The following is a 23444-nucleotide window of genomic DNA, read 5'->3' on the forward strand; positions in this document are numbered from 1 at the left end:
ATCCGCGTCCTGTCGAACGGCCCTTTCGGGAAGGCGCATTGCCCGGCCGATGACCGAGACGGGCAATGATGAACCAACCATGGGATAACCGGGGTGCACGCGGGGGTAGGGCAGCGCGGGTGAAAGGCGAAGCCAGCACCTCCGGCGACGACCCGGTCCCCGCACCGATCACCGTCGACCTCCAGCTTTCCGTCAATGACCAGCTTTATCCGGTCACGGTGGATATCAGGGAGACGTTGCTCGACACCCTGCGGGAGCATCTCGACCTGACCGGCGCCAAGAAGGGCTGCGACCACGGCCAGTGCGGTGCCTGCACGGTCCTCCTCGACGGCAGGCGGGTGGTGTCGTGCCTGACGCTCACGGTGTCGGTGGACGACAAGAGCGTCACCACGGTCGAAGGGCTGGGCTCCTCCGGCGTCCCGCACCCGCTGCAGCAGGCGTTCATCGACCACGACGCCCTCCAGTGCGGCTTCTGCACCCCCGGGCAGCTCTGCTCGGCGGCCGGGATGCTGGCGGAGGCGGCCGAGGGCCGGCCGAGCATGGTCACCCGCGGCGACGCCGCCGGCCCGCAGCGCCTGGACGAAGAAGAGATCCGCGAGCGGATGAGCGGCAACCTGTGCCGGTGCGGGGCCTACCCGGGCATCGTCGCCGCCATAGCCGAGGTGGCGCGCGCGGCGGAGGTGGCGCGGTGAGACCCTTCGACTACCAGCGTCCCCTCACCGTGGGCTCCGCCGTGGCCGCGGCCGGCGCGGACGCCGACGTCATGTACCTGGCCGGCGGCACCAACCTCGTCGACCTCATGCGGCTCGGCGTCCTTTGCCCGGGCACGCTCGTCGACGTCACCCACGCCGTCCCGGCGACCGTCGAGGAGACCTCCGGCGGCGGCCTGCGCGTGGGCGCGGGCGTGAGAGGCAGCGACCTCGCCGCCCATCCGCTGGTGCGCGCCCGCTACCCGGTGCTCGCCGAGGCGATGCTGGCCGGGGCCTCCGGCCAGCTCCGCAACATGGCGACCGTGGGCGGCAACCTGCTCCAGCGCACCCGCTGCTCCTACTTCCAGGACGTCACCAAACCCTGCAACAAGCGCAGTCCCGGCTCCGGCTGCCCCGCCCGCTCGGGCGACCACCGCAACCTGGCCATCCTCGGGCACTCGGAGAGCTGCGTGGCCACCCACCCCTCGGACCTGGCCGTCGCGCTGGCGGCCCTCGGCGCGCTGGTACACGTGGAAGGGCCCGGCGGGACGCGCCAGGTGCCCATGCCGGGGCTGCACCGGCTGCCCGGCGACGACCCCGCCCGCGACACCGTTCTGTCGCCCGGCGAGCTGATCACCGCGGTGGAACTGCCGCCGCTGCCGCTCGCCGCGCGCTCGGCCTTCCGCAAGGCGCGCGACCGGGCGTCGTTCTCCTTCGCCGTGGTGGCGGTCGCGGCGGCGCTGGAGGTGGACGACGGGGTGGTGCGCGACTGCCGCGTCGCCCTGGGCTCCGTCGCCCACGTCCCGTGGCGCGCCGAGACCGCCGAGGCCGCGCTGCGCGGCGCGCCCGCGACCGAGGAGCGGTTCGCCCTGGCGGCCGACGCCGAACTGGAGCGCGCCCGCCCGCTGCCGCTCAACGGCTACAAGGTGCCGCTCGCCCGCAACCTGATGGTGCGCACGCTGGCCGGTCTGGCGGGCGCGCGATGACCACCACCGGCGCCCGGCACACCGGCGCGGCGCTCGACCGCGTCGACGCCCTGGAGAAGGTCACCGGCCGCGCCAAGTACGCCTACGACCACGGCCCCGCCGACATGGTGCACGCCGTGCCCGTCGAGGCGTCCATCGCACGCGGCGAGATCGTCCAGGTGGACGTGGACGCCATGCTCAAGCTCCCCGGCGTGCTCGCGGCGATCTGGCACGGGAACGCGCCCCGGCTCGCGACCGCCGACGAGGATCTGGCCGTCCTGCAGTCGCGGCGGGTGGCCTACCGGGGCCAGTACGTGGCGGTCGTCGTGGCCGAGACCCTCGACGACGCGCGGGAGGCCGCCCGGACGCTGCGCGTCGAGTACGCGCCAGAAGAGCACGACGTCGGCCTGCGCGCCGACCACCCCAAGTTGTACCGGCCCGACGGCGTCAACGCCGGGTATCCCACCGACACCGAGCAGGGCGACCCCGACGCCGCCCTGGCCTCGGCGCCGGTCGTGGTCGACGAGGTCTACAGCACCCCGGCCGAGCACAACAACCCCATGGAGCCGCACGCCACGGTCGCCGAGTGGCACGGCGACGGCCTCACCGTCCACGAGCCCTCCCAGCACGTCAGCGGCCTGCGCGCGACCCTGGCCTCGCTGTTCGGCATGCCTCCCGGCCACGTGCACGTCCTTTCGCCCTACGTCGGCGGCGGGTTCGGGTCCAAGGCCAAGGTCCACCCGCACGTGATCCTCGCCGCACTGACCGCCAAGCAGGTCGGCCGCCCGGTCAAGATGGCCGTCACCCGCAGGCAGATGTTCGCGGCCACCGCCTACCGCACGCCGACGATCCAGCGGGTCAGGCTCGGCGCCGAGCCCGGCGGACGGCTGATCGCCGTCACCCACGACGTCTTCGAGCAGAGCTCCACCGTCGCCGAGTTCGCCGAGCAGGCCGCCGTGCCGACGCGGACGATGTACGCCGCGCCGCACCGCCGCACCACCCACCGGCTGGTGCGGCTCGACGTCCCGACGCCGTCGTGGATGCGCGCGCCCGGCGAGTGCCCGGGCATGTTCGCGCTGGAGTCGGCGATGGACGAGCTGGCGATCGCCTGCGGGATCGACCCGGTCGAACTGCGGGTGCGCAACGAACCGGCCGTCCACCCCGAGAGCGGCCTGCCGTTCAGCTCCAGGAACCTGGTGGGCTGCCTGCGGGAGGGGGCCAGGCGCTTCGGCTGGGCCGGCCGTGACCCGCGCCCGGGCATGCGGCGCGAAGGGCGGCTGCTGGTCGGCACCGGCGTCGCCTCCTCCACCTTCCCGGTCTCGCGGGCCCCCTCGTCGGCGACCGCCCGGGCCGAGCCGGACGGCCGCTACACGGTGCGCATCGCCGCCGCCGACATCGGCACCGGAGCGCGCACCGTCCTGACCCAGATCGCGGCCGACGCCCTGCTCACCATGCCCGGCCTGGTGGTGGTGGAGGTCGGCGACAGCGCGCTGCCCGCGGCCGCCGTCGCGGGCGGGTCGATGGGCACGGCCTCGTGGGGGACGGCCGTGGTGCGGGCGTGCGAGGCGCTCAGGGAACGGCTGGACGCGGCGGGCGGCGTCGTCCCGGCCGCCGGGCTGGAGGCCGCCGCGGACACCACCAAGGAGGTGGGCGCACAGCAGAAATACTCCCGCCACGCGTTCGGCGCGCAGTTCGCCGAGGTGGCCGTCGACGCCGACACCGGGGAGACCCGCGTGCGGCGCCTGCTCGGCGTGTTCGCCGCGGGCCGCATCCTCAACCCCAAGACCGCTCGTTCGCAGTTCGTCGGCGGCATGGTCATGGGCCTGTCGATGGCCCTGCTGGAGGAGAGCATCATGGACCGCGAGTTCGGCGACTATCTCAACCGCGACCTGGCGCAGTACCACATCGCGGCGAACGCGGACGTGCGCGACGTGCGCGCCTTCTGGCTGGAGGAGGAGGACCCGCACCTCAACCCCATGGGCTCCAAGGGCATCGGCGAGATCGGCATCGTCGGCACCGCGGCGGCCATCGCCAACGCCGTCCACCACGCCACCGGGGTGCGGATCCGCGACCTTCCCATCCGCCTGGACAAGCTGCTGCGCTGAGCGCCCGCTCCCATGCCCTGGCTGTCCCGGCATCCCGCCGACCGCCTGGCCGGCGCGGCTCCCGGCTGGCTGGTCGAGACGGTCAGGCCCGCGCCGGCGCGGCCGGACTGGACGGCGATGGCGCGGTGCGCCGCCTCCATCACCGGCCCCCTGCTCGCCGGCCTCGCCGCCGGGCGCATCACGCTGGGTCTGCTGCCGGCCATGGGCGCCATGGCCGCGGCCCTCGCCGACCGGGGCGGCTCCTACCGCGCCCGCGCCATCCGCATCGCCTGCGCCGCGGCCGGCGGGTCGGCCGGGTACGTGATCGGACACTCCGTGCGCGGGCTGGGCTGGTGGACGGTGCCGGTCATCGTCGCGGTCTCGGTGCTGTCCGCGCTGGTCAGCGTCTCGGGCGCGGCCGGCTCCCTGGGCGGGCTCCAACTCCTCGTGATGACGGTGCTCGGCATGGGGGTCTCCTTCACCGAAGGACCCGTGGCAGGAGCGGCGGCGTACGCGGCGGGCGCGGCATGGGCGCTGCTGCTGTCGGTGGCGGGCTGGCCGCTGCGCCCGCGCGCCGCCGAGGAGTCCGCCGTCGCCGGGGTGTACGGCGCGCTCGCGGCCCTGCTCGAGCGGTGGGACTGCGGCAGGGCCGAGGCCGTGGCCGCGTTCGACGCGGCGCTGAAGAACGCCTACGACACGGTGCTCAGCGCCCGGTCGGCGGCGCTCGGCTCCGACAAGGAGCGAACCCGCCTGATCGTCCTTCTCAACCAGGCCATCCGCGTGCGCAACGCGCTGATCTCGCTGGCGGCGGAGGGGCGCGAGCCGGACCCCGAGTTGGCGGAGGCCGTCGGCTCCATCGCCGGCGCGCTGGCCGGCGGCGGTCCGCCCATCCGGCCGCGCCGGCTGCAGGCGTCCACTCCCGCGCTGCGCGCGGTGTGCTCGGCGGTGAACGAGGCCCTCGACCTGGTGTGCGGCGGCGAGGTGCCCGCCGGGCAGGCGCAGGCCGGCCGGAAGGCCGTGCCCGGCGCCGAGATCGCGCGGGTGTGGGAGCTGATGCGGTTCGGGCACCTCGCCCGGGTCTACACCGTCAGGCTGGCGCTGTGCATGGGGGTGGCCGCCGCGCTGAGCGAGCTGCACCTGATCCAGCGCTCCTACTGGGTCATGCTCGCGGTCGCGCTTGTGCTCAAGCCGGACTTCGGATCGGTCTTCGCCCGGGCGCTCCAGCGCGGCATCGGCACGGTCGTCGGCGCGGTGCTCGGCACCGTGGTTCTCTACGTGGTGCCGTACGGCCCGGCGATCCTGATCCCGCTCGCGCTGTTCGCCGCGCTCCTGCCCTACGGCCAGCAGCGCAACTGGGGGCTGATGTCGACCTTCCAGGTGCCGCTGGTCGTCCTGCTGGTCGACCTTCTGACCGGCGCGGGACCACGGCTCGCGGAGATCCGCGCGGTCGACACGCTGATCGGCTGCGCCATCGTGCTGGTGTTCGGCTACCTGCCCTGGCCCGCGAGCTGGCAGGCGCCCGTGGGGCCGCCCTTCGCCGACGCGGTGGCCGCCACGGCCCGCTACCTGCGGCAGGCGTTCCACGGCGGGCCGCCGTCCGCGCTGCCGCACAGGGAGGCGTTCGACGCCCTGGCGGACCTGCGCACGGTCTTCCAGCGGGCGCTGACCGAGCCGCCGGTGATCAGCAGGCGCGTCACCACCTGGATGCCCGCCATGACGGCGCTGCAGCGGGTGGCGGACGCGACCGCGGCCACGGCCGCGCTGACCGAGCACGGCCGGCCCGCGCCGTCGCGTGAGGAGGTCGAGGAGGTCGCCGCGTCGCTGGAGGAGATCGCCGAACACGTCCGCGCCGGCCTGCCGGTGGCCGACCGCGCGGGCCTGCCCCCCGACGGCGCCCTGGCGCCGGTCGCCCAGGCCGTCCGCGGCCTGCGTGACACCCTCTCCGCTCCCAGCGGTGGCGCTTAGCCCGCGACCGGCTCCCGTGGCCCTGCCCTGGCCGCCAAGGCATCCGACTTTGTATCAATTAAGTGGAAATATCGGTATCTGACGCTTTTATTGGTCGAATTGCCCCGTCCTGCATCCGAGTAATGGCGTCCCGCCGCCGGCGCGGCGCCGGCCGGTTCCCACACTGCCGTGTTTCCCGAACGGAGCACGACATCCGGCGCGCCACCTCGGCGGACGCGTTAATGCGCGCGCGATCGCGGCGAAGGGAAACCGAGGTTAGGATGTGGTCGCCGGGTACGGCGCCGCCAATTCACTCCTTCCCCCGAGGAGAACCCATGTCACTTGCGCCGAGGTTCCGGCGGGTGGCCGCACTCGACCGGCGGTTCGTCGACCGGGAGAACGTGCTGGAGGCATTCACGCGTGAATTGCGCGAGGCCACCGATCGGCGGGGCCCTCGTGTGTTCAACGTGACCGGCGTGGGCGGCATCGGCAAGTCCCGGCTGCTCCGCGAGCTCAAGAGCCGCGCGGCCGAGGCCGGGTGCAGGACGGCGCTGCTCGACCTGCAGGTGCCCGCGATGCGGCAGCAGGAGGACGCGCTCGCCGTCCTGCGCATGGAACTCGGCCGCCAGGGGGTGAACTTCGATCACTTCGACATCGCCTACGCGGTCCTGTGGCAGCGGCTGCACCCGCATCTGAAGATCAGCCGCTCGGACCTGCCCTTCGCGGACGAGAGCGAGATCCTCACCCAGATCCTCGACGACACCACCGGCCTTCCGGTGTTCGGCACGGCGATGGGGCTGCTGCGGCTCGCGCACCGCACGCGGTCCTCGGCGCGGAACCGCCGGGTGATCAGGGATGACGAGATCCTCCAGAGGCTGGACGAGCTGTCGAACACCGATGTGCTCGACGCGGTCACCTACCTGTTCGCCCAAGACCTGCGGGCCGCCGGCGACAAGCCGTGCGTGGTCTTCGTCGACGCCTACGAGGCGCTGGTCCCGATCCCGGTGAAGACCGGGCGGGTCTCCAGCGCCGACGCCTGGCTGCGAGACCTGATCGCCCAGCTCGACCGCGGGCTGGTGGTGGTGGGCAGCCGCGAGCCGCTCGGATGGCACGTCCACGACCCCGAATGGGCCGGCGTCATCGGCGAATGCAAGATGGACGGGCTGCCGATGGCCGCGCGGCTGAACCTGCTGCGGCAGGCGGGGATCTCCGATGGGGCCGCGATCGCGCACGCCTCCCAAGGGCTGCCCTTCTACCTGCACCTGGCGCTGGACACCCAGGCCGGCAACGCCCGGGCGGTGTCCATGGAGGAGATCCTGCAGCGGTTCCTCAACCACGTCGCCCCCGCGGAGGTGCGGCTGCTCGAACTGCTGAGCGTCGCGAGGACCTTCGACTTCGAGATCTTCCACACGCTCGCGGAGGCCTACGACCTGCCCGCGGACCGCTTCACGTGGGAGTCGCTGACCGCCTACTCCTTCGTGTACCCGGCCGGCGAGCACGGCCTGAGGCTCCACCAGCTGATGGTCGTCGCGCTGCGGGCCAGGCTCAGCCCGGCCGCGACGCGCGAGGTGCACGCCCACCTGCGCGCGGCCTGGGACCTTCGCGCGGGCGCCGACGACGGGACGGCGCTCCGCGAGGCGGTGTACCACGGGGTCCGCGCCGAGGTGCTGGACGCCGACGACCTGCTGGGCTACGCCGACCGCAGCATCCGGCGCGGCGGCAAGCAGGCGGGGGACGGCATCCTCGCCGACCTGGCCGAACTCACCCTCGAGGGGGAGCTCGCGGAGGCCGCCCGCTGCCTGGCCGCCGAGGCCGCGATCATCATGGGCGACGCGGGGCAGGCCGCCACGCTGGCCGGCCTCAGGCCGTCCCCCGCCGTGGAGACCACGGCCGCGGCACGGCTGGCGATGGCGGCGGCGCACGCCATGCGCATCGCCGGGGACACCACCGAGGCGGGCCGCGTCTACACCCTCGTCTGGGAGCGGCACGCCGGACCGGTCCGCCCGATCGCCGGGCTGTGGGTGGCCGAGGTCCCCATGTGGCAGGGGCGGTTCGCCACCGCGTTCTCGCTGGCCGAGCAGGTGCTGAGCGACGCCCTGGAGGACGACTGGGTGCTGCGCGGCGACGTGCTGCGGCTCATGCACCTCGGCCACCGGTTCCACCTCGACTTCGCCGAGGCCGCCGAGCGGCTGGAGGAGGCCCACGCCTGCTACACGCGGTCGGGGTCGGTGGTGGGGCTGGCCAACATCGCCACCAACCGGGTCGAGCTCGCGGCGTGGGCCGATCCGGCGGCGGCCGTGCGGCTCGCGGGCGAGGCGATCGGGCAGCAGCAGCAGCTCACCGCCCTGCACGAGCTCGGCAAGACCTACACCGCGCTCGCGGTCGCCCAGATGCGGCTCGGCGAACTCCGGGCCGCCTCCGACTCCTTCGCGCTGGCGGCCGAATACCTGGACCGCGCGGGCTACCGGTCCGGGCGGGCCAGGGCCGAACTGTTCTGGGCGCTCCTGCACGTCCTGCAGGGCTCGCCCGAACGGGCGGCCCGCTCTCTGGTCTGGGTGGCCGACGAGTTCGCCGCGACGGAGGTCTACCCCACGTTGATCGTGGCCGCGAGCCGGATACTGGAGCGCATCGGCCTGCCCGACGACCAGGTGGGGCGGGCCGCCGACCGGGCGCGCGGCCAGATCGAGCCGCTCGACTCGCTGGAGGCACTGGAGTCCCGCCTGGCCGATCTGATCGAATCGGTCCTGGGAGGACACTCATGACCATCGAACTGTACGAGACGGCCCGTGCGCACCTGCAGGCCGCGGCGGGCTACTACAACAAGAACGTCCGCGTACCCACGCCCGACGGGCCGGTCAACGTTCGCATCCCCATCGACGGGGCGGACGTCATGGACCTGCGCGTCTGGCACGAGGACGAGGTCCTGCCGGCGATCGCGCCCTACGTCGCCCATGCCCCGCGGCTGCTGCACACCTCCGCCGACCCGCTGTTCCAGGTGCACCAGTTCATCCACGGCCGGGTGCTCAACGACCTCGCGCCCCGCGGCGTCCCTGTTCCCGCGCACGTGCCGGGCGACGTCGTGCGGCTGCTCGCCCAGCTCATAGAGATCCCGCGGGAGAAGCTCCCTCCCCTCCCGCCCGGCTGGCCGGCGGGGGAGGACACCCAGGGGTTCGGGCGCAGGCTCTCCGACCTGACGCGGTGGGTGTACTCCACCTTCGCCGCCGACTACGCGTGGCTGTACTCGGCGTTCAAGGTCCCGGCGGACCCTGTCGCCGCGGCGGAGGCGCTCTGGCCCACCCTGACCGCCCGCCCGCTGGTGTGCGTGCACGCCGACATCCACCGCAAGAACATGATCGTGGAGGAGGATCGCACGGTCTTCCTCGACTGGGAACTCGCCCTGTGGGGCGACCCCGTGTACGAGATGGCCGTGCACCTGCACAAGATGGGCTACCTGCCGGACGAGCGCGACCGCGTCGTCGAACTCTGGCTCCGCGCCCTCCCCGCGGAGCACATCCTCGGCTGGGAGCACGACCTGGACGTCTACCTCGCCCATGAGCAGATCAAGTCGGCCATCGTGGACACCGTCCGCTACGCCCAGCTGTTCGTCGACCCCTCCTCCGCGCCCGAGCCCGAGCCCGAGCTCGTCGCCAAGCTCACCGAGAAGCTCAACAACGCCTACCGCCACTGGGGCGTCTGCCCGCGGGCCGAGGAGGACGCCGTCGAGTCGACCCTGCAGCGATGGGCGCGGCGGTGATGCGCTTCCGCGGCGAGCTGGCGCGCAACTACTCCGACGGGCGCCGGCTTCCCGCCGGCACGGTGGCCGCGTGGATGAGCGCCGTGGCGCCCTTCGTCACCGTCTCCGGCGGCACGGTCCTCGACCTCGGCGCGGGGACGGGCCGCTTCTCCCGCGCGCTGGCCGAGCACTATTCCGTGCGGGTGGTCGCCGTCGAGCCCTCTTCGGAGATGCGCATGGACGCGGCCGCGGGCGCGGGCCCCGAGGTGGGCGTCGTGGGCGGCCGGGCCGAGGCCATACCTTGCGCGTCCCGCGCCTTCCAGGCGATCTGGGCGTCCCAGGTCGTTCACCACATCGAGGACTTCGACCGGTGCGCCGCCGAGGTGCGGCGGGTCCTGCTCCCCGGGGGCCGGCTCATCGTCCGGGGCGCCTTCCACGACGCCGGGCGCCCGACCCTGTTCCACACCTACTTCCCCGACCTCGTCGCTCTGGCCGAAGAGAGGGGCCGGGCTCTCGCGGCCCTGACGCGCGCGCTGGAGCGGGCCGGGATGGGCGCCGAGCGCCACGACACGGTCGTGCAGACGTCGGCCCCGACGCTGGCGGACTTCGCCGCCCAGGTTGCGCTGCGCGCGCACAGCCCGCTGCGGCGCCTGAGCGACGACCGGTTCGCCGAGGGGCTCGAACGCCTGATGCGCGACGCCGTCCGCTCCCCGGCGACCGGCCCGGTCACCAGCACCATGGACCTCGTCGTCTACTCCTGAGCGCCTCGCCGGCCCGCGCCCGGCGGCTTCGCATCCGCGTGGAGCGCCGGTGACGGCTGTTGCAGTATTCATGTATTTACGGTAGGAAATATCTATGTTTGTGCGGGTGTGTCCTCGGGGGCGCCGGTGAGCTCCCCGGTCTCCCTTCGCTCCGATCCCGCCGAGCCGGCCGCGCCCGGCGCCGGCACGCGGCGCGGTCCCGCCTCGCCCGTGGCGCCGGGCCGAGGGACCGGGCGGCTGCGCCGGTTCGGCGTGCGCCTGCTGTCCCTGGCGGTGCTGCTGGTCCTGTGGCAGCTCGTGGCCGCCGCGATGCGCAATCCCTCCTTCATCCCCCCGCCCCGGGCGGTGAGGGACCGCAGGAGGACCTGCGCCGGATGAGCGCCGAGACCGGCCGCACGTCGGTGTTCGTCACCCACAGCATGGACGAGGCGGTGTTCCTCGGCAGCCGCGTCATCGTGCTGACCGCCCGTCCCGGGCGCGTCGCCCTCGACGTCGACGTCGACCTGCCGAGGACCGGACTGGAACCCGACGAGCTGCGCGGCCTTCCACGGTACGCCGCGCTGCGCGCCGAGATCGGCCACGCCGTCCGCACCGCCGCCTGACGCGGCGATGACCCGTCCCGTCGCCGCAGAGCGAATCGCCGCAGAACCGTAAGGAGCAGGACATGACATCCACGACCGAACACCCGCCCGCCACGCTGACGCTCGATCCGCTGGGCCCCGGCTTCGGCGCGCGGGTCAGCGGGCTCGACCTGGCGAGCGCGACCGACGCCGAGCTGGCCGCCGTGCGGGCCGCGCTCGTGGACCGCAAGGTGCTGTTCTTCCGAGGGCAGGATCTCGACGAGGACGGCCAGATCGCCCTCGGGTGGCGGCTCGGCGAGCTGACCCCCTCCCACCCGGTGGTCGAGGGCGTGGACGAGGCGCACCCGGAGATCTACGCCATCGACAGCGCCGACAACGGCTTCGCGGACGTGTGGCACACCGACGTCACCTTCATGCCGCGACCGCCGCTGGGGTCCATCCTGCGCGCGGTGACCCTGCCGGAGTCCGGCGGCGACACCAGCTGGGCCGACGGCCAGCTCGCCTACGACTCGCTGTCGCGGCCGGTCCGCGAGCTGGTGGACCAGCTGACCGCGATGCACGACGGCAACCGCGAGTTCGGCTACTACCTGGCCCAGCGGCGCGGCGGCAAGGGCAACGTCTGGGAGGGCGAGACGGTCACCCGGCTCGTCCCGGCCGAGCACCCCGTCATCCGCGTCCACCCCGAGACCGGCCGCAAGGGCATCTTCGTCAACCCCGGCTTCACCTCCCACATCGTCGGCGTCTCCGACGCCGAGAGCCGCGCCATCCTGGACCTGCTGTACGCCCACCTGACCAAGCCCGAGCACATCGTCCGCCACCGGTGGCGGGCCGGCGACGTCGCCATGTGGGACAACCGCAGCACGGCCCACTACGCCAACCGCGACTACGGCACCGCCCGCAGGGTGATGCACCGCATCACCCTGCGCGGCGACCGGCCGGTCGGGCCGGCCGGCCCCGTCACGGCGTAGCCCGCACGGGCGCGGGGCGGCACGGTGTGTTTCCCTCGGGGGCCTCACGCGGCCGGCCGCGGCGGTCAGGCGTCCTCCCACAGCACCTGGCGGGGGGTGCGGGGAAGGTGGACGGCGCCGCTGCGGTCGGCGAGGGCCACGGCCTTGAGCAGCAGCGGGTGGCCCTCGCCGAGGGCGGGCCGGCCGTGGGCGAGGGGAGCGCGGTCCATCAGCGGGGCGAGCAGGTCGTCCAGCCCCTCGAAGCTGCCCGTCTCGAACCGGCGCAGGGCCTCGTCGTAGCGGCCCTCGAGCAGCAGGGGATGGGCCGGGTCCAGCCCGTCCCGGGTCAGGGCCGCGAGCGCGGCGCGGTGGCGCAGGGCCGCCGCGGCGTCCCCCCGGGCGTCCTCGCAGCGGGCGGCGAGCAGCAGGGTGCGCGCCCGGCCCGGAGGATCGCCCGGGACGGTCTCGCCGGCCCGTGCCTCCGCGAGGGTGGCGGCGGCGGCCGCGGTGTCGTCGGCCATGAGCTCGACCTCCGCCAGGGCGCGCCGCGCCGCGGCCGGCAGCGCGTCGCCCGGCGCCGTCCCCAGCAGGCCCATCAGCTCGCCGAGGGCGCCGCGGGCGGCTTCGGTGTCGCCCGCCAGGGCCGTCGCCAGGCCGTGCGCGATGCGCCCCTCCGCCCACAGGCGGAACGACACGTGGCGGGCGAACCACTCGGAAAGGACGGGGGAGCGTTCGAGCAGCCGCAGGACGGTGGCGGGCTCGCGCAGGGCCAGCTCCACCTGGGCGAGCCGCACGGTGTCGTAGTTCGGCCAGTAGGCGATCGGCTGCAGCAGCTCGGCGCGGTGGCGGCGGGCCTCCTGGAGCAGGTGGCGCGCCTCGATCGGCTGGCCCGCCTCCAGCAGCGTCTCGGCGAGCGACACCCGCGCGGCCACCACGTTGATGTCGCCGGGTTCGCCGAGGCGGGCCTGCCGGTCGGCCACCACGGCCTCGGCCATGCCCAGGCCCGCCACGACCTTGCCGGAGCGCGCGGCCGCGCGGGCCGCCGCCTGGGCGGTCACGGTGTAGCGCCGCCAGGCCGGGGACAGGCCCGCGCCCGGGCCGGCGCCCGCGGCGCGGGCCGACAGGGCCTTGTCGATCAGCTCGGCCGCCTCGAGCGGGCGGCCCGCCTCCATGAGCAGCTCACCGAGGTTGTGCCGGGCCCGGGCGGCGTACAGGACGGCGTCGGCCGGGCGCCGGGCGGCCAGGTCGTTCTCGGCGACCGCCAGGCACTCCATGAGGCTCGTGCGGGCGGCCTCCAGATCGCCGTACCTGAGCAGCGCCAGGCCGCGACGGCCGTGCACGTCGCACTGGGAGCGGGAGCCGGGCTCAGGCTCGCCGGCCCCGCCGGGCGGCAGCAGCCGGGACAGCTCGGCGGCCTCGCCGGCGGCGCGGTGCAGCAGGATGCCGGTGTCCAGGACCGACCGCAGGACGCCCGCCTGGGCGTCGGTCTCGGCCCGCGTGCCCGGGGAGGAGCGGCGGGCCAGGTCGCGGACGCGTTCGGCCACGTCCAGGTCGTTGATCCACGCCCCGGCGAGCGGGATGAGGTGCCGCTCGTACCAGTGGGCGCCGAGTGCCGCCGCCTGCCGGTCGACCGGCCCGTCCGGGTCGTCGGTGAGGGCGTCGAAGGCCAGGTCGGAGAGCTTCTCCGCGCAGGACTCCGCCCATCCCGGCGGCGGGGGGCACACCGCCTGCGCCGCGGCCGACAGCACGGGGGCGAGGTGGCGGGCGTAGGCGAGCACGCGCCCCGCCCAGCCGGCGGAGGCGGTCCGCCCCAGCGGGCTGTCCGGCCAGCTCGGCGGCTCCTGCGGCGCCGACTGGCGTTTCTCGGAGGTGGCGATGTCGCCGATGCCGAGCTGGACCTGCTGGGTGAGGAAGGACTCGGCGCGGTGGAACCGGGCGACCAGCAGCAGCGCCTGGGTGACCTGGTCGCGCGCCTCGACCAGGCTGCCGGGGACGGAGGGCCACTCCTGCGGGCCGTTGCGCTCGGCGAACTCGGCGAAGGCGTGGTGCAGGGCCAGGGCCACCAGCACCCTGCGGCTCTTGACCTCGTTGTAGAGCCAGACCGCGCTGCGCCGGCCGCTGTGGCCCTCACGGGAGAGCCGCACGGCCGCCGCGACGTCCTCGGCGCGGACGAGGTGGTAGGAGGTGGTGCGGAGGACACCGGCCGCGGCCTCCCCGATCGCCGAGAGGCGTCTTTCCTGCGCCGACACCCTGCGAACCTCCTCGCCCAGTGTTGCGGTATACGCGTCGAGGGATACCGACGGCAAAACGCCAGATTGATCTCAAAGCATATATCCGGTAGGAGGCAAAGGCCGCATGGGGCGACCCGCGAAGGGATGCCCGTTCACCAGGGGCGAGGCGCGGGCCGCCGCCATTTCCACCGGAGGCCGGTGGAAGGCCATGGTTTTCCCTGCGTGCGGGGAATCCCAGCCTCTTATGGTTTCTTCCCAGGAAACCGTCGAGAGTAGTCAATGTCAGGAAAATTCCACTGAGTTTATGTGTCGTGGCGCTCAGTGCCGTCCCGCACTTCGGGGACGAAGGCCAGGACGAGGGCGAAGTCCTGCGCCGGGTCCGTGTACCAGCGGGAGACCGCGAAACCGGCGCGCTGCAGTTCGCGCTCCAGCCGGTAGCGGTAGAACTTGGCGCTGATCTCGGTGCGCATCTCCTCGCCCGCCCTGAAGGGCACCGTCATGGCCGGCTCGCGGAAGTGGACGCGCATGGAACGGGTGGCCCGCAGCCGCATCTCGACGCGATGCAGCCGCCCGTCGTAGAGGGCCACGTGCTCGAACGCCTGCGGGGCGAAGTCCGCGCCGAGTTCGCGGTTCATCACGGTGAGCACGTTGCGGTTGAAGGCCGCGGTCACCCCGGCGCGGTCGTCGTAGGCGGCCACGAGCCGCCCGGTGTCCTTGACCAGGTCGGCGCCGAGCAGCAGGCCGTCGCCGGGGCACAGGGTGGAGCGCAGTTCGGTGAGGAAGGACGCCCGCGCCCGGTCGTCGAGGTTGCCGATCGTGCCGCCGAGGAAGGCGACCAGCCGGCGGCCGATGCGGGGGAGCCGGGCCAGGTGGCGCTCGAAGTCGGCGCAGACCGCCCACACGGCCAGGCCGGGGTGGGCGGCGCAGACCCGGTGCGCCGCCGCGCCGAGGGTGGCCGCGTCCACGTCGACCGGCATGTAGGTCTTCAGCGTCCCGGCGTCGGCGAGCGCGCGCAGCAGCAGGCCGGTCTTCTCGCTGGTGCCCGAGCCCAGCTCGGCGAGCGTGTCGGCGCCCGACAGCACGGCGATCTCGGCGGCGTGCTCGCGCAGGATCGCCGTCTCGCGGCGCGCCGGGTAGTACTCCGGCAGCCGGGTGATCCGGGAGAACAGCTCGCTGCCGGTGGCGTCGTAGAACCACTTCGGCGGCAGCCACTTGGGCGTCGAGGTGAGCCCGGTCCGGACGTCCTCGGCCAGCGCCCGGCGCAGATGGTCGGGGCCGAGGTGGTTGACCGTATACAGGAACGGCAGCGGGATCTGGGTGACGGACACGCGGGCCTCCTGGTCGAGATGGAGCGAGGCGGGTCAGAGGGGCTGGACGCGGATGCCGTCGGGGGTGGCGAGGACCAGATGCCGGTCAGGGACGGGCTCCCAGCCGGGCCGCTCGTCCAGCGGCTCGCTTGCCAGCAGCACCCCTTGGCCGAGGTGGACGAACAAGGTCTCGTTCCAGGCGGTCGCGGCCACCGCGCTCCCGTCGCTGACCAGCACGTTCAGCCGTGCCTGCGGGTCGGCCGCGCCCGTGCGGGCCACCACCTCGGCCACGGCGTCGCACAGCGGGCCGCCCGCGCCGAGCCGCGCGAACACCGCCGCCGCCAGCCAGGCCGAGTCGCAGGCGCTCTCCGGCTCCCGGCCGCCGGTCAGCGGCCTGACCACCGCGCGCGACACCCGCCCGTTGTGGCTGAGCAGCCATGGCCCCTCGGTGAACGGCGCGGTGGCCGACTCCTCGACCGGCATGCCGGGGCTGGCCGAGCGCACCGCCGCCATCAGGCACCCGGACCGGGCGACCGACGCCAGCCCGGGGAGGTTCGCGTCCGCCCAGATGGGCACCGAGCGCCGGTAGCGCACCGGTTCCCTGCGGTGCGCGTCGTACCAGCCGACGCCGAAACCGTCGGCGTTGACCCGGCCGCACCTTTGCAGGCGCGGCGCGTACGACTGCCGCAGCAGGCCGCGCTCGGAGTCGCGCAGCAGCGAGGCCAGGGGGCGCGGGGTGCCCAGCCAGGCCGCGTGGCGGCACACCTACGACTCCCCGGGCGTCGCCGCGCGGGCGCACCGGAACCCGGCGAAGATCTGCCGCCGGTGCGGATGGTCCCAGTTGCGGAACGTGGTGCGCACGGCCGCGGGATGGGTGGCCCACGACCCGCCGCGCAGCACCCGGTAGATCTCGCCGAAGAACACCTCGCTGTACTCGCGGTAGGGGAAGGAGCGGAAACCGGGATAGGGCAGGAACCACGAGGACGTCCACTCCCACACCTCCCCGAACATCTGCTCGGCGCCGCACGGGCTCGCCCCGGCGGGGAAGGCCCCCACCGGCGCGGGACGCGACGCCCGGTGCCCGAGGTTGGCGTGCTCGGGTCCCGGCTCGGCGTCCCCCCACGGGTGGGCGAGGGCGCGCGCGGCCCCGGGGTCCCATCCGCAGGCCTTCTCCCACTCGGCCTCGGTGGGCAGCCGCCGGCCGGCCCACCGGGCGTAGGCGTCGGCCTCGTACCAGCTCACGTGCTGCACGGGCTCGTCGGGGGGCACCGGCTCGGCCCGCCCGAACCGCGTGCGCCACCACGCGCCGGCCTCGCGCGTCCAGAACAGCGGAGCCCGGATGTCCCGCCGGGCCCGCCAGCTCCAGCCGTGCGGGGTCCACCAGCGCGGCCGGGAGTAGCCGCCGTCCTCGACGAACGCGATGTAGGCGCCGTTGGTGACCGGGAACCGGTCGATCCAGTACGCGGGCAGCTCGACCCGGTGCGCGGGCCGCTCGTTGTCGTAGGCCCACGGCGAGGTGCTCGTGCCGGCGGTGAACGGCCCGCCCGGCACGAGCACCTCGCCGGCGGCCGCGGGCCGCGCGGCGGGCAGGTCGCCGTCGCGCACCAGGCCCGGCAGCCCGCACAGCTGCAAGGTGGCCAGCATCGTCTCGTCGTGCTGGTGCTCGTGCTGCAGGACCAGCCCGAACACCAGGCCGTCCGAGCACAGCGGGTCGGGACGGGAAAGGTCGATCTCGTCCAGCACGTCCAGCGCCCTGCCGCGCACGCCGGCGATGTAGGTGCGCGCCTCGTCCGGGCGCAGCAGCGGCAGCGCGGGCCGCTCCCCGCGAGGGTGGGCGAACGCGTCGTACATCTGGTCGATCTCCGGGCGCAGCGGGGTGATCCCGCCGGCCTCCCGCAGCACCCACAGCTCCTCGTGGTTCCCGACGTGGGCCAGGTCCCACACCAGGGGCGACATGAGGGGAGAGTGCTGGCGCACCAGCACCTCGTCGTCCAGGTCGGTGTAGGCAAGCGAACGGGCCCGGCCCGCTTCCAGGCCGGCGGCGATCCGCTCCTTCAGGCCGGTCATGCCGGGACCTCCTCGCCGAGCCAGTCCAGCGGGCCGGCGCCGCCGTCGCGGGCGCGCAGCAGGTCCAGCGCCGGCGACCGGCCGGGGACCACCTGGCGCTCGGCGAAGGACTCCACCGCGGCGACCAGGTCCCGCCCCGCGCCGAGCCGGGGGAGCGCCTCGGCCGCGGCGCGGAAGCAGGTCTCGGCGGCCCGCCGGACCCGCCGGTCGCCGAGGCCCACCTGCGCCGACTGCCACCAGCGGCCGGCGAAGGGCTCGGCGGCGGCGAGCGCGGCGTCGGCGGCCCGGTCGTCCAGCAGGAGCGCCGAGGTCACGGCGACGCAGGCCGGCCACCACCGGGGGTGCACGGCGTCCAGGTAGCGGATCTCCAGCCATCCGCGCGGACGGACCGGCGGGAACACCGTGGTCGCGTGGTAGGCGAGGTCGGTGGTCGTGGGCGGGTGGCCGCCGAGGCGCGGAGCCTTCGTCCAGTGGCCGAAGGTGGCCCGGTTCGGCGGGGTGTGGCGGCGCGGGCGCCGTTCCGGCACCAGCATGAGGCGGGCGTCCATGAGGTAGCGCGCCCAGGCGGCGGCAGGGTCGCCTCCGGAGCCGACCGGGCGGGTGCGGGTCGGATCCAGGTGCAGCCAGACGGCCTGGCGGCCCGACATCCACCCGCACGGACGGCCGTCGAGGATGGGGGAGTTGGCGAAGCAGGCGCTGAGCAGCGGGCCGAGGCCGCAGGCCCGCTCCCAGCGCACGGCGGGCCGTTCGCCGAAGTCCACGTTGACCTGGACGGACGCGGTCAGGCACATCATGATCGGCCCGTAAGGCTCGCCGAGCAGCTCGGCCATCGCCTCATAGCGGGGCTGGCGGAGCTGGCGCAGCGGCGTCCTCAGCGGGTCCAGGCCCATGCCGGCCAGGGCCAGCCCTTCCTCGCGCAGTGCCGCGCGCACGCACTCCACGTCGGCGGCCAGGGCGCGCACGGCGCCGGGCAGGGGGCCGGGCGGGCCGGCCAGCTCCAGCTGGCCGCCGGGCTCGAAGCTCACGGCGCTGCCGCCGGCCAGGGCGGGGAGGGCGCCGGCGGTCCGCTCCACCCGGACATGGCGGGAGGGCTCCTCGCGGTCGAAGACGAGGAACTCCAGCTCGACGCCGATGCGGTCGCCGGGGGTGCCCTGGAAGCACCGCCGCGCGAACTCCTCCACGTCCGCCGGGCCGCGGACGCGCGCTTCGCTGTTCTCCGTGCCGGTCATGGGCCCTCCTACGCTGAGGTGTGGACGGTCGGCGACGTTGCGGTGGCCTCCTGCTTCCGCGAGAGAGCGGCCGGCGCGGGCGGCGGACGGCGTGGTGTGGCGGGGTGCGGGCGGACGGGCTCGGACGGCATGGCGGGGCGCGGGCGGCCGGAGGTTCCCGGCGCCGGGCACGACGATGGGGCCTTGGAGAGGGCTGAAGGGTTCGTGGAGGCGTGGGGCCTCGCGGGGTGGCGATGTGCGGCCGGGCCGCCCGGCGGCCTCAGCGAGATCGAACGGATCGATGGGATGGGCTGACCGCCCGCGGACCTCCGTGTCTCCGATCACCGCGGTGTGCTGCTAAGCGTCTCGTACCCGGCCACTACCCGAAATAAAGTACAAAAGGGACGATCGACGCAAAGACTATGATCTACGGAGATATTTGGAGCATAAGCGCAATGCGCCGTCCCCGGCCGGGCGCCGGGAACGGCGGACGGCTCCGGAGCGCCGGGTCAGTCTTGGAGCAGGTGGTCGCGGACGGCGCGGGCGATGCCCGGGTCGTCGGAGAAGACGCCGTCGAGGCCCAGCGACAGCAGCCGCTCCAGCCAGCCCATCACATCGCCGGTGGCCCCGGCGTAGGCGGGACCGGCCGGGTTCCCCAGCCGGAAGTCGACCGGCAGCTGCGAGTTCTCCGGGCGGACCGTCCAGGTGTGCACGAGCAGCCCGCTGCGGTGCGCGTCCTTGATCAGAGTCGTCGGCGGCAGCAGGCGGCCGTCGGCGCCGGTCGGCACCACGCGGTTGGTCGCCACACCCACCCCGTCGGCGTACCTGGCGATCTCGCGCAGGCCCCCGGGGGTGACCAGGTCGTCGTAGGTGCGCGGGTCACCGGCCGCCACCAGGTCGTAGGGGGCGCCGCTCGCGTTGATCAGCTGGATCAGCCGCAGCCGCGTCAGCGAGCGCAACCGCCTGAGGTTGCCGGTCTCGAAGGACTGGACGAACACCGGCGCCCGCTCGCCGTCCCAGCCGTACCGCCTGAGGGTGGCCAGCAGCGGCTCCTCCAGCGGCAGGCCGATCGAGGCGAAGTAGGTCGGGTGCTTGGTCTCGGGGTAGACGCCGACGCCGTTCTTCCGGGCGAGCTGGACGACCTCCTCGAACGTCGGGATCGGCGCCAGGCCGTCGAACGCGGTGTTGCCGGGCCGCAGGTCGGGAATGCGCTCCTTGGCCCGCAGCGTGCGCAGCTCCGCCAGCGTGAAGTCCTCGGTGAACCAGCCGGTCACCTGGGCGCCGTCGATCGTCTTGGTCGTCCTGCGGCCGGCGAACTCCGGATGCGCCGCGACGTCGGTGGTCTGGGAGATCTCGTTCTCGTGCCGCGCCACCAGCACGCGGTCCTTGGTGGACACCAGGTCGGGCTCGATGTAGTCGGCCCCCAGCTTGATGGCCGCCTCGTAGGACAACAGCGTGTGCTCCGGCCGCAGGGCGCTCGCGCCGCGGTGGGCGATCACGACGGCGCCGTGCCGCTCACGCCCTCCCTTGTCGGCCGTCGCCATGTCGGGCCGCACGGCCACCAGCGCCACCCCGCCCGCCAGGACGGCCAGCGCACCGGCCAAGGTCTTCCTCACCATCGGGCACACCCCACTCTCTCGTAGTCGCGGGGCACGCTAATGCCAAGATCTGTACCCGAAGTGGCGCGGCGGTTAACGGCCCTCCCGGCGCGCCCCGCCCGGGGCTCCGCGCCGCCCCCTCGCCGTTCCGCGGCGCGGGGCCGGTACGGTTCTGGGCGACCGTCCCGCCGCCGGGCGTCCGCGGCGCCGGGGCGGGGGACCATCGGCGGGATCACGTCTGGAGCGATCAAGGGATGAGCGTGGCACAGGAACAGGCGGCGCCGTCGGGCGCCTACCCGCCCGGCTTCGTCTGGGGCACGGCGACCGCCGCGTACCAGATCGAGGGCGCGGCCGCCGAGGACGGCCGCGGGCCGTCGATCTGGGACGTCTTCTGCCGCGTCCCCGGCGCGGTGGCCGGCGGCGACACCGGCGAGGTGGCCTGCGACCACTACCACCGGTGGGAGGAGGACATCGAGCTGATGTCCGGCCTCGGCGCCGGAGCCTACCGGTTCTCGGTGGCCTGGCCGCGCGTGCTTCCCACCGGCGCCGGCCAGGTGAACCAGCGCGGCCTCGACTTCTACCGGCGCCTGGCGGACGGGCTGCTCGAACGCGGCGTCGAGCCGTTCGTGACGCTGTACCACTGGGATCTGCCCCAGGCCCTGGAGGACCTCGGCGGCTGGCGCTCCCGCGACACCGCCGAGCGCTTCGCCGACTACGCCGAGATCGTGCACGGCGCGCTCGGCGACCGCGTGCGCCACTGGATCACCCTCAACGAGCCGTACTGCTCGTCGATCGTCGGCTACGGCGAGGGCCGGCACGCCCCCGGCGCCAAGGAGGGGCACGGCGCCCTCGCCGCCGCCCACCACCTGCTGCTCGCCCACGGACTGGCCGTGCCGCGGCTTCGCGCGCGGGGGGACGAGCGGGTCGGCGTGACGATCAACATGTCGCCCACCGAGCCCGCCACGCCGTCCCCCGAGGACCAGGCGGCGGCGCGGCGGATGGACCTGCTGGTCAACAGGCAGTTCACCGAGCCGCTGTTCGGCGGCGCCTACGCCGGGGACATGGAGGAGACCTTCGGCCGGATCAGCGACTTCTCCTTCCGGCGGGAGGGCGACCTCGCCGTGATCGGGACCCCGCTGGACTTCCTCGGCCTCAACTACTACTACCGGATCCACGCCGCCGCGGCGCCCCACGACGAGCCCGACCCGGCGCGGCGCTCGGCCTTCGACCTCGGCGTGGCCGGCGTCGTCCCGAAGGACGGCGCCACCAACGGGCTGGGCTGGCCGGTCGAGCCGGACGGGCTGTACGAGACCCTCACGGGCCTGGCCTCGCGCTACCCGGCGCTGCCGCCGGTCTACATCACCGAGAACGGCTACGGAGGGCGGGACGAGCTGGACGACCAGGGCCGCGTCGCCTACCTTCGCGACCACCTCGCCGCGGCCCGCCGCTCGATCGCCGCCGGCGTCGACGTGCGCGGGTACTTCTGCTGGTCGCTGATCGACAACTTCGAGTGGGCGCGCGGCTACGCGGCGCGCTTCGGGCTGGTCCACGTCGACTACGAGACCCAGCGGCGCACCCCCAAGGCGAGCTACCGCTGGCTGCGCGACCACATCGGGCAGGCGGGGGGCGGCGTCACGGAGGCAGGGGCCTGAGCCCGGCGCCGGGCGCGCCCGCGCCGCCCAGCCAGTCGCGGGCCCGCGCCAGGTGCCCGTCGGTCAGCCCGGTGCGCGGGTCCACCTCCACCAGCAGGAACTCCCCGACCGCCGGATGGTCCTTCAGGTACTGCCAGTCGTGGGCGCCGAGGCTGTCGTCGAACCAGACGAACGGGCGCCCCGCGACGTACTCGGCGACGTGGCGGGTCTTGAAGTGCTCGCCGGCCCGGCTGCCGGGGTCGCCGTTGACCGCGACGACCGGCAGGGCGGGCAGGCCGAGGCGCGGGGCGATGTGCTCGTTGGCGTGGTGCTCCCAGGTGGTGGCCCACGCCAGCTCGGCCCCGGTGTCGCGGGCCAGCGCGGCCAGCTCGGCGCCGTGCCGGGCGTTCAGCAGGACGCTGTAGACCTGGCCGTCGAGGACGCACTCGTACCGCCGGAGCCGCAGCGTGTGCCGCCGGGCGGGGTTGAGGACCCCGTCCACGTCCAGCAGTACAAGCGGGCGCTTGGTCACGTGCCTCTCCTCGGTCGTCGGTGCTGGAAGCCATGATGCCGCCATGACGGGCGGGTCTTCCAATCGCGGCTCAGGCCGCCGCCGAATCGGCGAATTCGCCGGCCTTCGCGCAATCCACGGGCCCGGCTGGGCCGAAGTAGTGGTGTCCGCGTCCACGCCGACGGTTTGGGGAGAGAAGGCATGAGGCCGACACGGGCCCTGCCTCTGGACGGAGGCCGGCACGACCGGCCGGGTCTGGAGGAGCTGCTGAGACAGGTCGCGCGCGGAGACCGCGCGGCCTTCGAGCAGGTCTACGACATGGTCGCGCCCGCCGTGTACGGCGTCGCCCTGCGGGTGCTGCGCGACCCCGCCCAGGCCGAGGAGGTCGCCCAGGAGGCGCTGATCGAGGTGTGGCGCGGCGCGGCGCGCTTCGACGCCTCGCGCGGCTCGGGGATGTCGTGGGTGATGACCATCGCCCACCACCGCGCCGTCGACCGGGTGCGCGCGGCGCAGGCGGCGATCGACCGCGAGGACCGCGTGGCCCGGCTGGAGGTGCGCCGGCCCTACGACGACGTCGCCGAGTCGGTCGAGTCGACGCTGGAACAGGAACGCCTGCGCCGCTGCCTGAGCGGGCTCACCGAGCTGCAGCGCGAGTCGGTCACCTACGCTTATTACGGCGGGTACACCTACCGCGAGGTCGCCGAGCTGCTCAAGGTGCCGCTGGCGACCGTCAAGACCCGGATGCGCGACGGCCTGATCCGCATGCGCGACTGCCTGGGGGTGGAGCGATGAGCGGCGACCCGCACACGCTGGCCGGCGCGTACGCGCTGCACGCCGTCGAGGACGCCGATGAGCGTCTGGGGTTCGAGGAGCACCTGAGCCGGTGCCCCGAGTGCGAGCAGGAGGCGCGAGGGCTGCGCGAGGCCGCGGCCCGCCTGGGCGCCGCGCCGGCCGTTGAGCCGCCCGCCCGCCTCCGCGAGCGCGTCATGGCCGAGATCGGCCTGGTGCGCCAGCTTCCGCCGGTCCCCGGTCCGGACATCGCATCCGGCGCGGGCCCGGTCCCCTTCCCGGTCCAGGCGCCGGAGCCGGGCGCCGCTCCCGGCGGGCCGCCCGGCTCCGCCCGCGGGCCCGGCGCGCTTCCCGGCTCGGCACGCGGGGGCGGCCGGTCGCGGCGGCGGCGGCGGTGG

Annotated in this window: 19 protein-coding genes and 1 pseudogene; 13 read left to right on the forward strand and 7 right to left on the reverse strand. The window is 74.4% G+C overall.

Annotated features, from left to right (window positions below; genetic code table 11):
• The first annotated feature begins 167 nt into the window (after positions 1 to 167).
• The 10 genes from ACFO60_RS37610 to ACFO60_RS37655 all read left to right on the forward strand — a co-directional run bounded on the left by ACFO60_RS37610 (position 168) and on the right by ACFO60_RS37655 (position 11725).
• On the forward strand, positions 168 to 692 hold the full coding sequence (locus tag ACFO60_RS37610; protein WP_380851187.1) for a (2Fe-2S)-binding protein: 525 nt from the start codon (positions 168 to 170) through the stop codon (positions 690 to 692).
• A complete protein-coding gene (locus ACFO60_RS37615) occupies positions 689 to 1675 on the forward strand; it encodes an FAD binding domain-containing protein (protein WP_380851129.1) in 987 nt (328 codons plus the stop codon). Before ACFO60_RS37610 ends, ACFO60_RS37615 begins: the two co-directional genes overlap by 4 nt.
• Positions 1672 to 3759: a xanthine dehydrogenase family protein molybdopterin-binding subunit gene (locus ACFO60_RS37620; RefSeq protein WP_380851132.1), complete on the forward strand. Its 2088-nt coding sequence runs from the start codon at positions 1672 to 1674 to the stop codon at positions 3757 to 3759. Before ACFO60_RS37615 ends, ACFO60_RS37620 begins: the two co-directional genes overlap by 4 nt.
• Before the next feature lie 12 nt (positions 3760 to 3771).
• The gene (locus tag ACFO60_RS37625; RefSeq protein WP_380851135.1) at positions 3772 to 5703 is read left to right on the forward strand and encodes an FUSC family protein; all 1932 of its coding nucleotides are present in this window, start codon (positions 3772 to 3774) and stop codon (positions 5701 to 5703) included.
• Positions 5704 to 6017: 314 nt separating this feature from the next.
• A complete protein-coding gene (locus ACFO60_RS37630) occupies positions 6018 to 8444 on the forward strand; it encodes an AAA family ATPase (RefSeq protein WP_380851138.1) in 2427 nt (808 codons plus the stop codon).
• Positions 8441 to 9436, forward strand: coding sequence for a phosphotransferase family protein (locus tag ACFO60_RS37635; protein ID WP_380851141.1), 996 nt, complete (start codon positions 8441 to 8443; stop codon positions 9434 to 9436). Before ACFO60_RS37630 ends, ACFO60_RS37635 begins: the two co-directional genes overlap by 4 nt.
• Positions 9421 to 10176 (forward strand): class I SAM-dependent methyltransferase, encoded by a 756-nt coding sequence (locus tag ACFO60_RS37640; RefSeq protein ID WP_380851144.1) that lies wholly within the window; start codon positions 9421 to 9423, stop codon positions 10174 to 10176. Before ACFO60_RS37635 ends, ACFO60_RS37640 begins: the two co-directional genes overlap by 16 nt.
• Positions 10177 to 10302: 126 nt before the next feature.
• Positions 10303 to 10554, forward strand: coding sequence for a hypothetical protein (locus ACFO60_RS37645; protein WP_380851147.1), 252 nt, complete (start codon positions 10303 to 10305; stop codon positions 10552 to 10554).
• Positions 10551 to 10778 carry a hypothetical protein gene (locus ACFO60_RS37650; protein ID WP_380851149.1) on the forward strand — a complete coding sequence of 76 codons (228 nt, stop codon included), beginning with the start codon at positions 10551 to 10553 and terminating at the stop codon, positions 10776 to 10778. The genes ACFO60_RS37645 and ACFO60_RS37650 overlap by 4 nt, the downstream gene beginning before the upstream one ends.
• A 62-nt stretch (positions 10779 to 10840) precedes the next feature.
• The gene (locus ACFO60_RS37655) at positions 10841 to 11725 is read left to right on the forward strand and encodes a TauD/TfdA dioxygenase family protein (protein WP_380851152.1); all 885 of its coding nucleotides are present in this window, start codon (positions 10841 to 10843) and stop codon (positions 11723 to 11725) included.
• Between the two features lie 65 nt (positions 11726 to 11790).
• Here the strand turns inward: ACFO60_RS37655 and ACFO60_RS37660 are convergent, their stop codons facing one another.
• The 6 genes from ACFO60_RS37660 to ACFO60_RS37685 form a co-directional block, all read right to left on the reverse strand.
• On the reverse strand, positions 11791 to 13953 hold the full coding sequence (locus tag ACFO60_RS37660; protein WP_380851155.1) for a hypothetical protein: 2163 nt from the start codon (positions 13951 to 13953) through the stop codon (positions 11791 to 11793).
• A gap of 284 nt (positions 13954 to 14237) precedes the next feature.
• Complete coding sequence (egtD, locus tag ACFO60_RS37665) at positions 14238 to 15263, reverse strand: L-histidine N(alpha)-methyltransferase (protein WP_380851158.1); 1026 nt, start codon at positions 15261 to 15263, stop codon at positions 14238 to 14240.
• 33 nt (positions 15264 to 15296) lie between these two features.
• Positions 15297 to 16007, reverse strand: coding sequence for an ergothioneine biosynthesis protein EgtC (egtC, locus tag ACFO60_RS37670; protein ID WP_380851161.1), 711 nt, complete (start codon positions 16005 to 16007; stop codon positions 15297 to 15299).
• Entirely contained in the window at positions 16008 to 17309 is a 1302-nt protein-coding gene (egtB, locus tag ACFO60_RS37675; protein WP_380851164.1) for an ergothioneine biosynthesis protein EgtB, read from the reverse strand.
• Positions 17306 to 18538 (reverse strand): glutamate-cysteine ligase family protein, encoded by a 1233-nt coding sequence (locus ACFO60_RS37680; RefSeq protein ID WP_380851167.1) that lies wholly within the window; start codon positions 18536 to 18538, stop codon positions 17306 to 17308. The genes egtB and ACFO60_RS37680 overlap by 4 nt, the downstream gene beginning before the upstream one ends.
• 488 nt (positions 18539 to 19026) lie before the next feature.
• Positions 19027 to 20136 (reverse strand): glycerophosphodiester phosphodiesterase, encoded by a 1110-nt coding sequence (locus ACFO60_RS37685; RefSeq protein WP_380851170.1) that lies wholly within the window; start codon positions 20134 to 20136, stop codon positions 19027 to 19029.
• Between the two features lie 233 nt (positions 20137 to 20369).
• Here ACFO60_RS37685 and ACFO60_RS37690 point away from each other — a divergent pair, with 233 nt between their 5' ends.
• Complete coding sequence (locus ACFO60_RS37690) at positions 20370 to 21767, forward strand: GH1 family beta-glucosidase (protein ID WP_380851173.1); 1398 nt, start codon at positions 20370 to 20372, stop codon at positions 21765 to 21767.
• Here the strand turns inward: ACFO60_RS37690 and ACFO60_RS37695 are convergent.
• On the reverse strand, positions 21748 to 22278 hold the full coding sequence (locus tag ACFO60_RS37695) for an HAD domain-containing protein (RefSeq protein WP_380851176.1): 531 nt from the start codon (positions 22276 to 22278) through the stop codon (positions 21748 to 21750). The two genes, ACFO60_RS37690 and ACFO60_RS37695, sit on opposite strands and share 20 nt — an antisense overlap.
• 180 nt (positions 22279 to 22458) lie before the next feature.
• Between ACFO60_RS37695 and sigK the strand changes: the two genes are divergently transcribed.
• Positions 22459 to 23049, forward strand: a complete 591-nt coding sequence (gene sigK / locus ACFO60_RS37700; protein WP_380851179.1) for an ECF RNA polymerase sigma factor SigK — start codon at positions 22459 to 22461, stop codon at positions 23047 to 23049.
• Positions 23046 to 23444, forward strand: a pseudogene (locus tag ACFO60_RS37705) (hypothetical protein); the annotation flags it as partial. The gene sigK and the pseudogene ACFO60_RS37705, both read left to right, overlap by 4 nt.

The sequence above is a fragment of the Sphaerisporangium dianthi genome (assembly GCF_042654065.1).
Classification (GTDB): Bacteria; Actinomycetota; Actinomycetes; order Streptosporangiales; family Streptosporangiaceae; genus Sphaerisporangium; species Sphaerisporangium dianthi.

What these genes read in the sequence shown, in the direction of transcription:
- sigK (WP_380851179.1), top strand. Translation starts at nt 22,459, where the DNA reads ATGAGGCCGACACGGGCCCTGCCTCTGGACGGAGGCCGGCACGACCGG.
- ACFO60_RS37685 (WP_380851170.1), bottom strand. Translation starts at nt 20,136, where the DNA reads ATGGTGAGGAAGACCTTGGCCGGTGCGCTGGCCGTCCTGGCGGGCGGG.
- ACFO60_RS37620 (WP_380851132.1), top strand. Translation starts at nt 1,672, where the DNA reads ATGACCACCACCGGCGCCCGGCACACCGGCGCGGCGCTCGACCGCGTC.
- ACFO60_RS37640 (WP_380851144.1), top strand. Translation starts at nt 9,421, where the DNA reads ATGGGCGCGGCGGTGATGCGCTTCCGCGGCGAGCTGGCGCGCAACTAC.
- ACFO60_RS37650 (WP_380851149.1), top strand. Translation starts at nt 10,551, where the DNA reads ATGAGCGCCGAGACCGGCCGCACGTCGGTGTTCGTCACCCACAGCATG.
- ACFO60_RS37635 (WP_380851141.1), top strand. Translation starts at nt 8,441, where the DNA reads ATGACCATCGAACTGTACGAGACGGCCCGTGCGCACCTGCAGGCCGCG.
- ACFO60_RS37690 (WP_380851173.1), top strand. Translation starts at nt 20,370, where the DNA reads ATGAGCGTGGCACAGGAACAGGCGGCGCCGTCGGGCGCCTACCCGCCC.
- ACFO60_RS37625 (WP_380851135.1), top strand. Translation starts at nt 3,772, where the DNA reads ATGCCCTGGCTGTCCCGGCATCCCGCCGACCGCCTGGCCGGCGCGGCT.
- ACFO60_RS37655 (WP_380851152.1), top strand. Translation starts at nt 10,841, where the DNA reads ATGACATCCACGACCGAACACCCGCCCGCCACGCTGACGCTCGATCCG.
- ACFO60_RS37630 (WP_380851138.1), top strand. Translation starts at nt 6,018, where the DNA reads ATGTCACTTGCGCCGAGGTTCCGGCGGGTGGCCGCACTCGACCGGCGG.
- ACFO60_RS37680 (WP_380851167.1), bottom strand. Translation starts at nt 18,538, where the DNA reads ATGACCGGCACGGAGAACAGCGAAGCGCGCGTCCGCGGCCCGGCGGAC.
- egtB (WP_380851164.1), bottom strand. Translation starts at nt 17,309, where the DNA reads ATGACCGGCCTGAAGGAGCGGATCGCCGCCGGCCTGGAAGCGGGCCGG.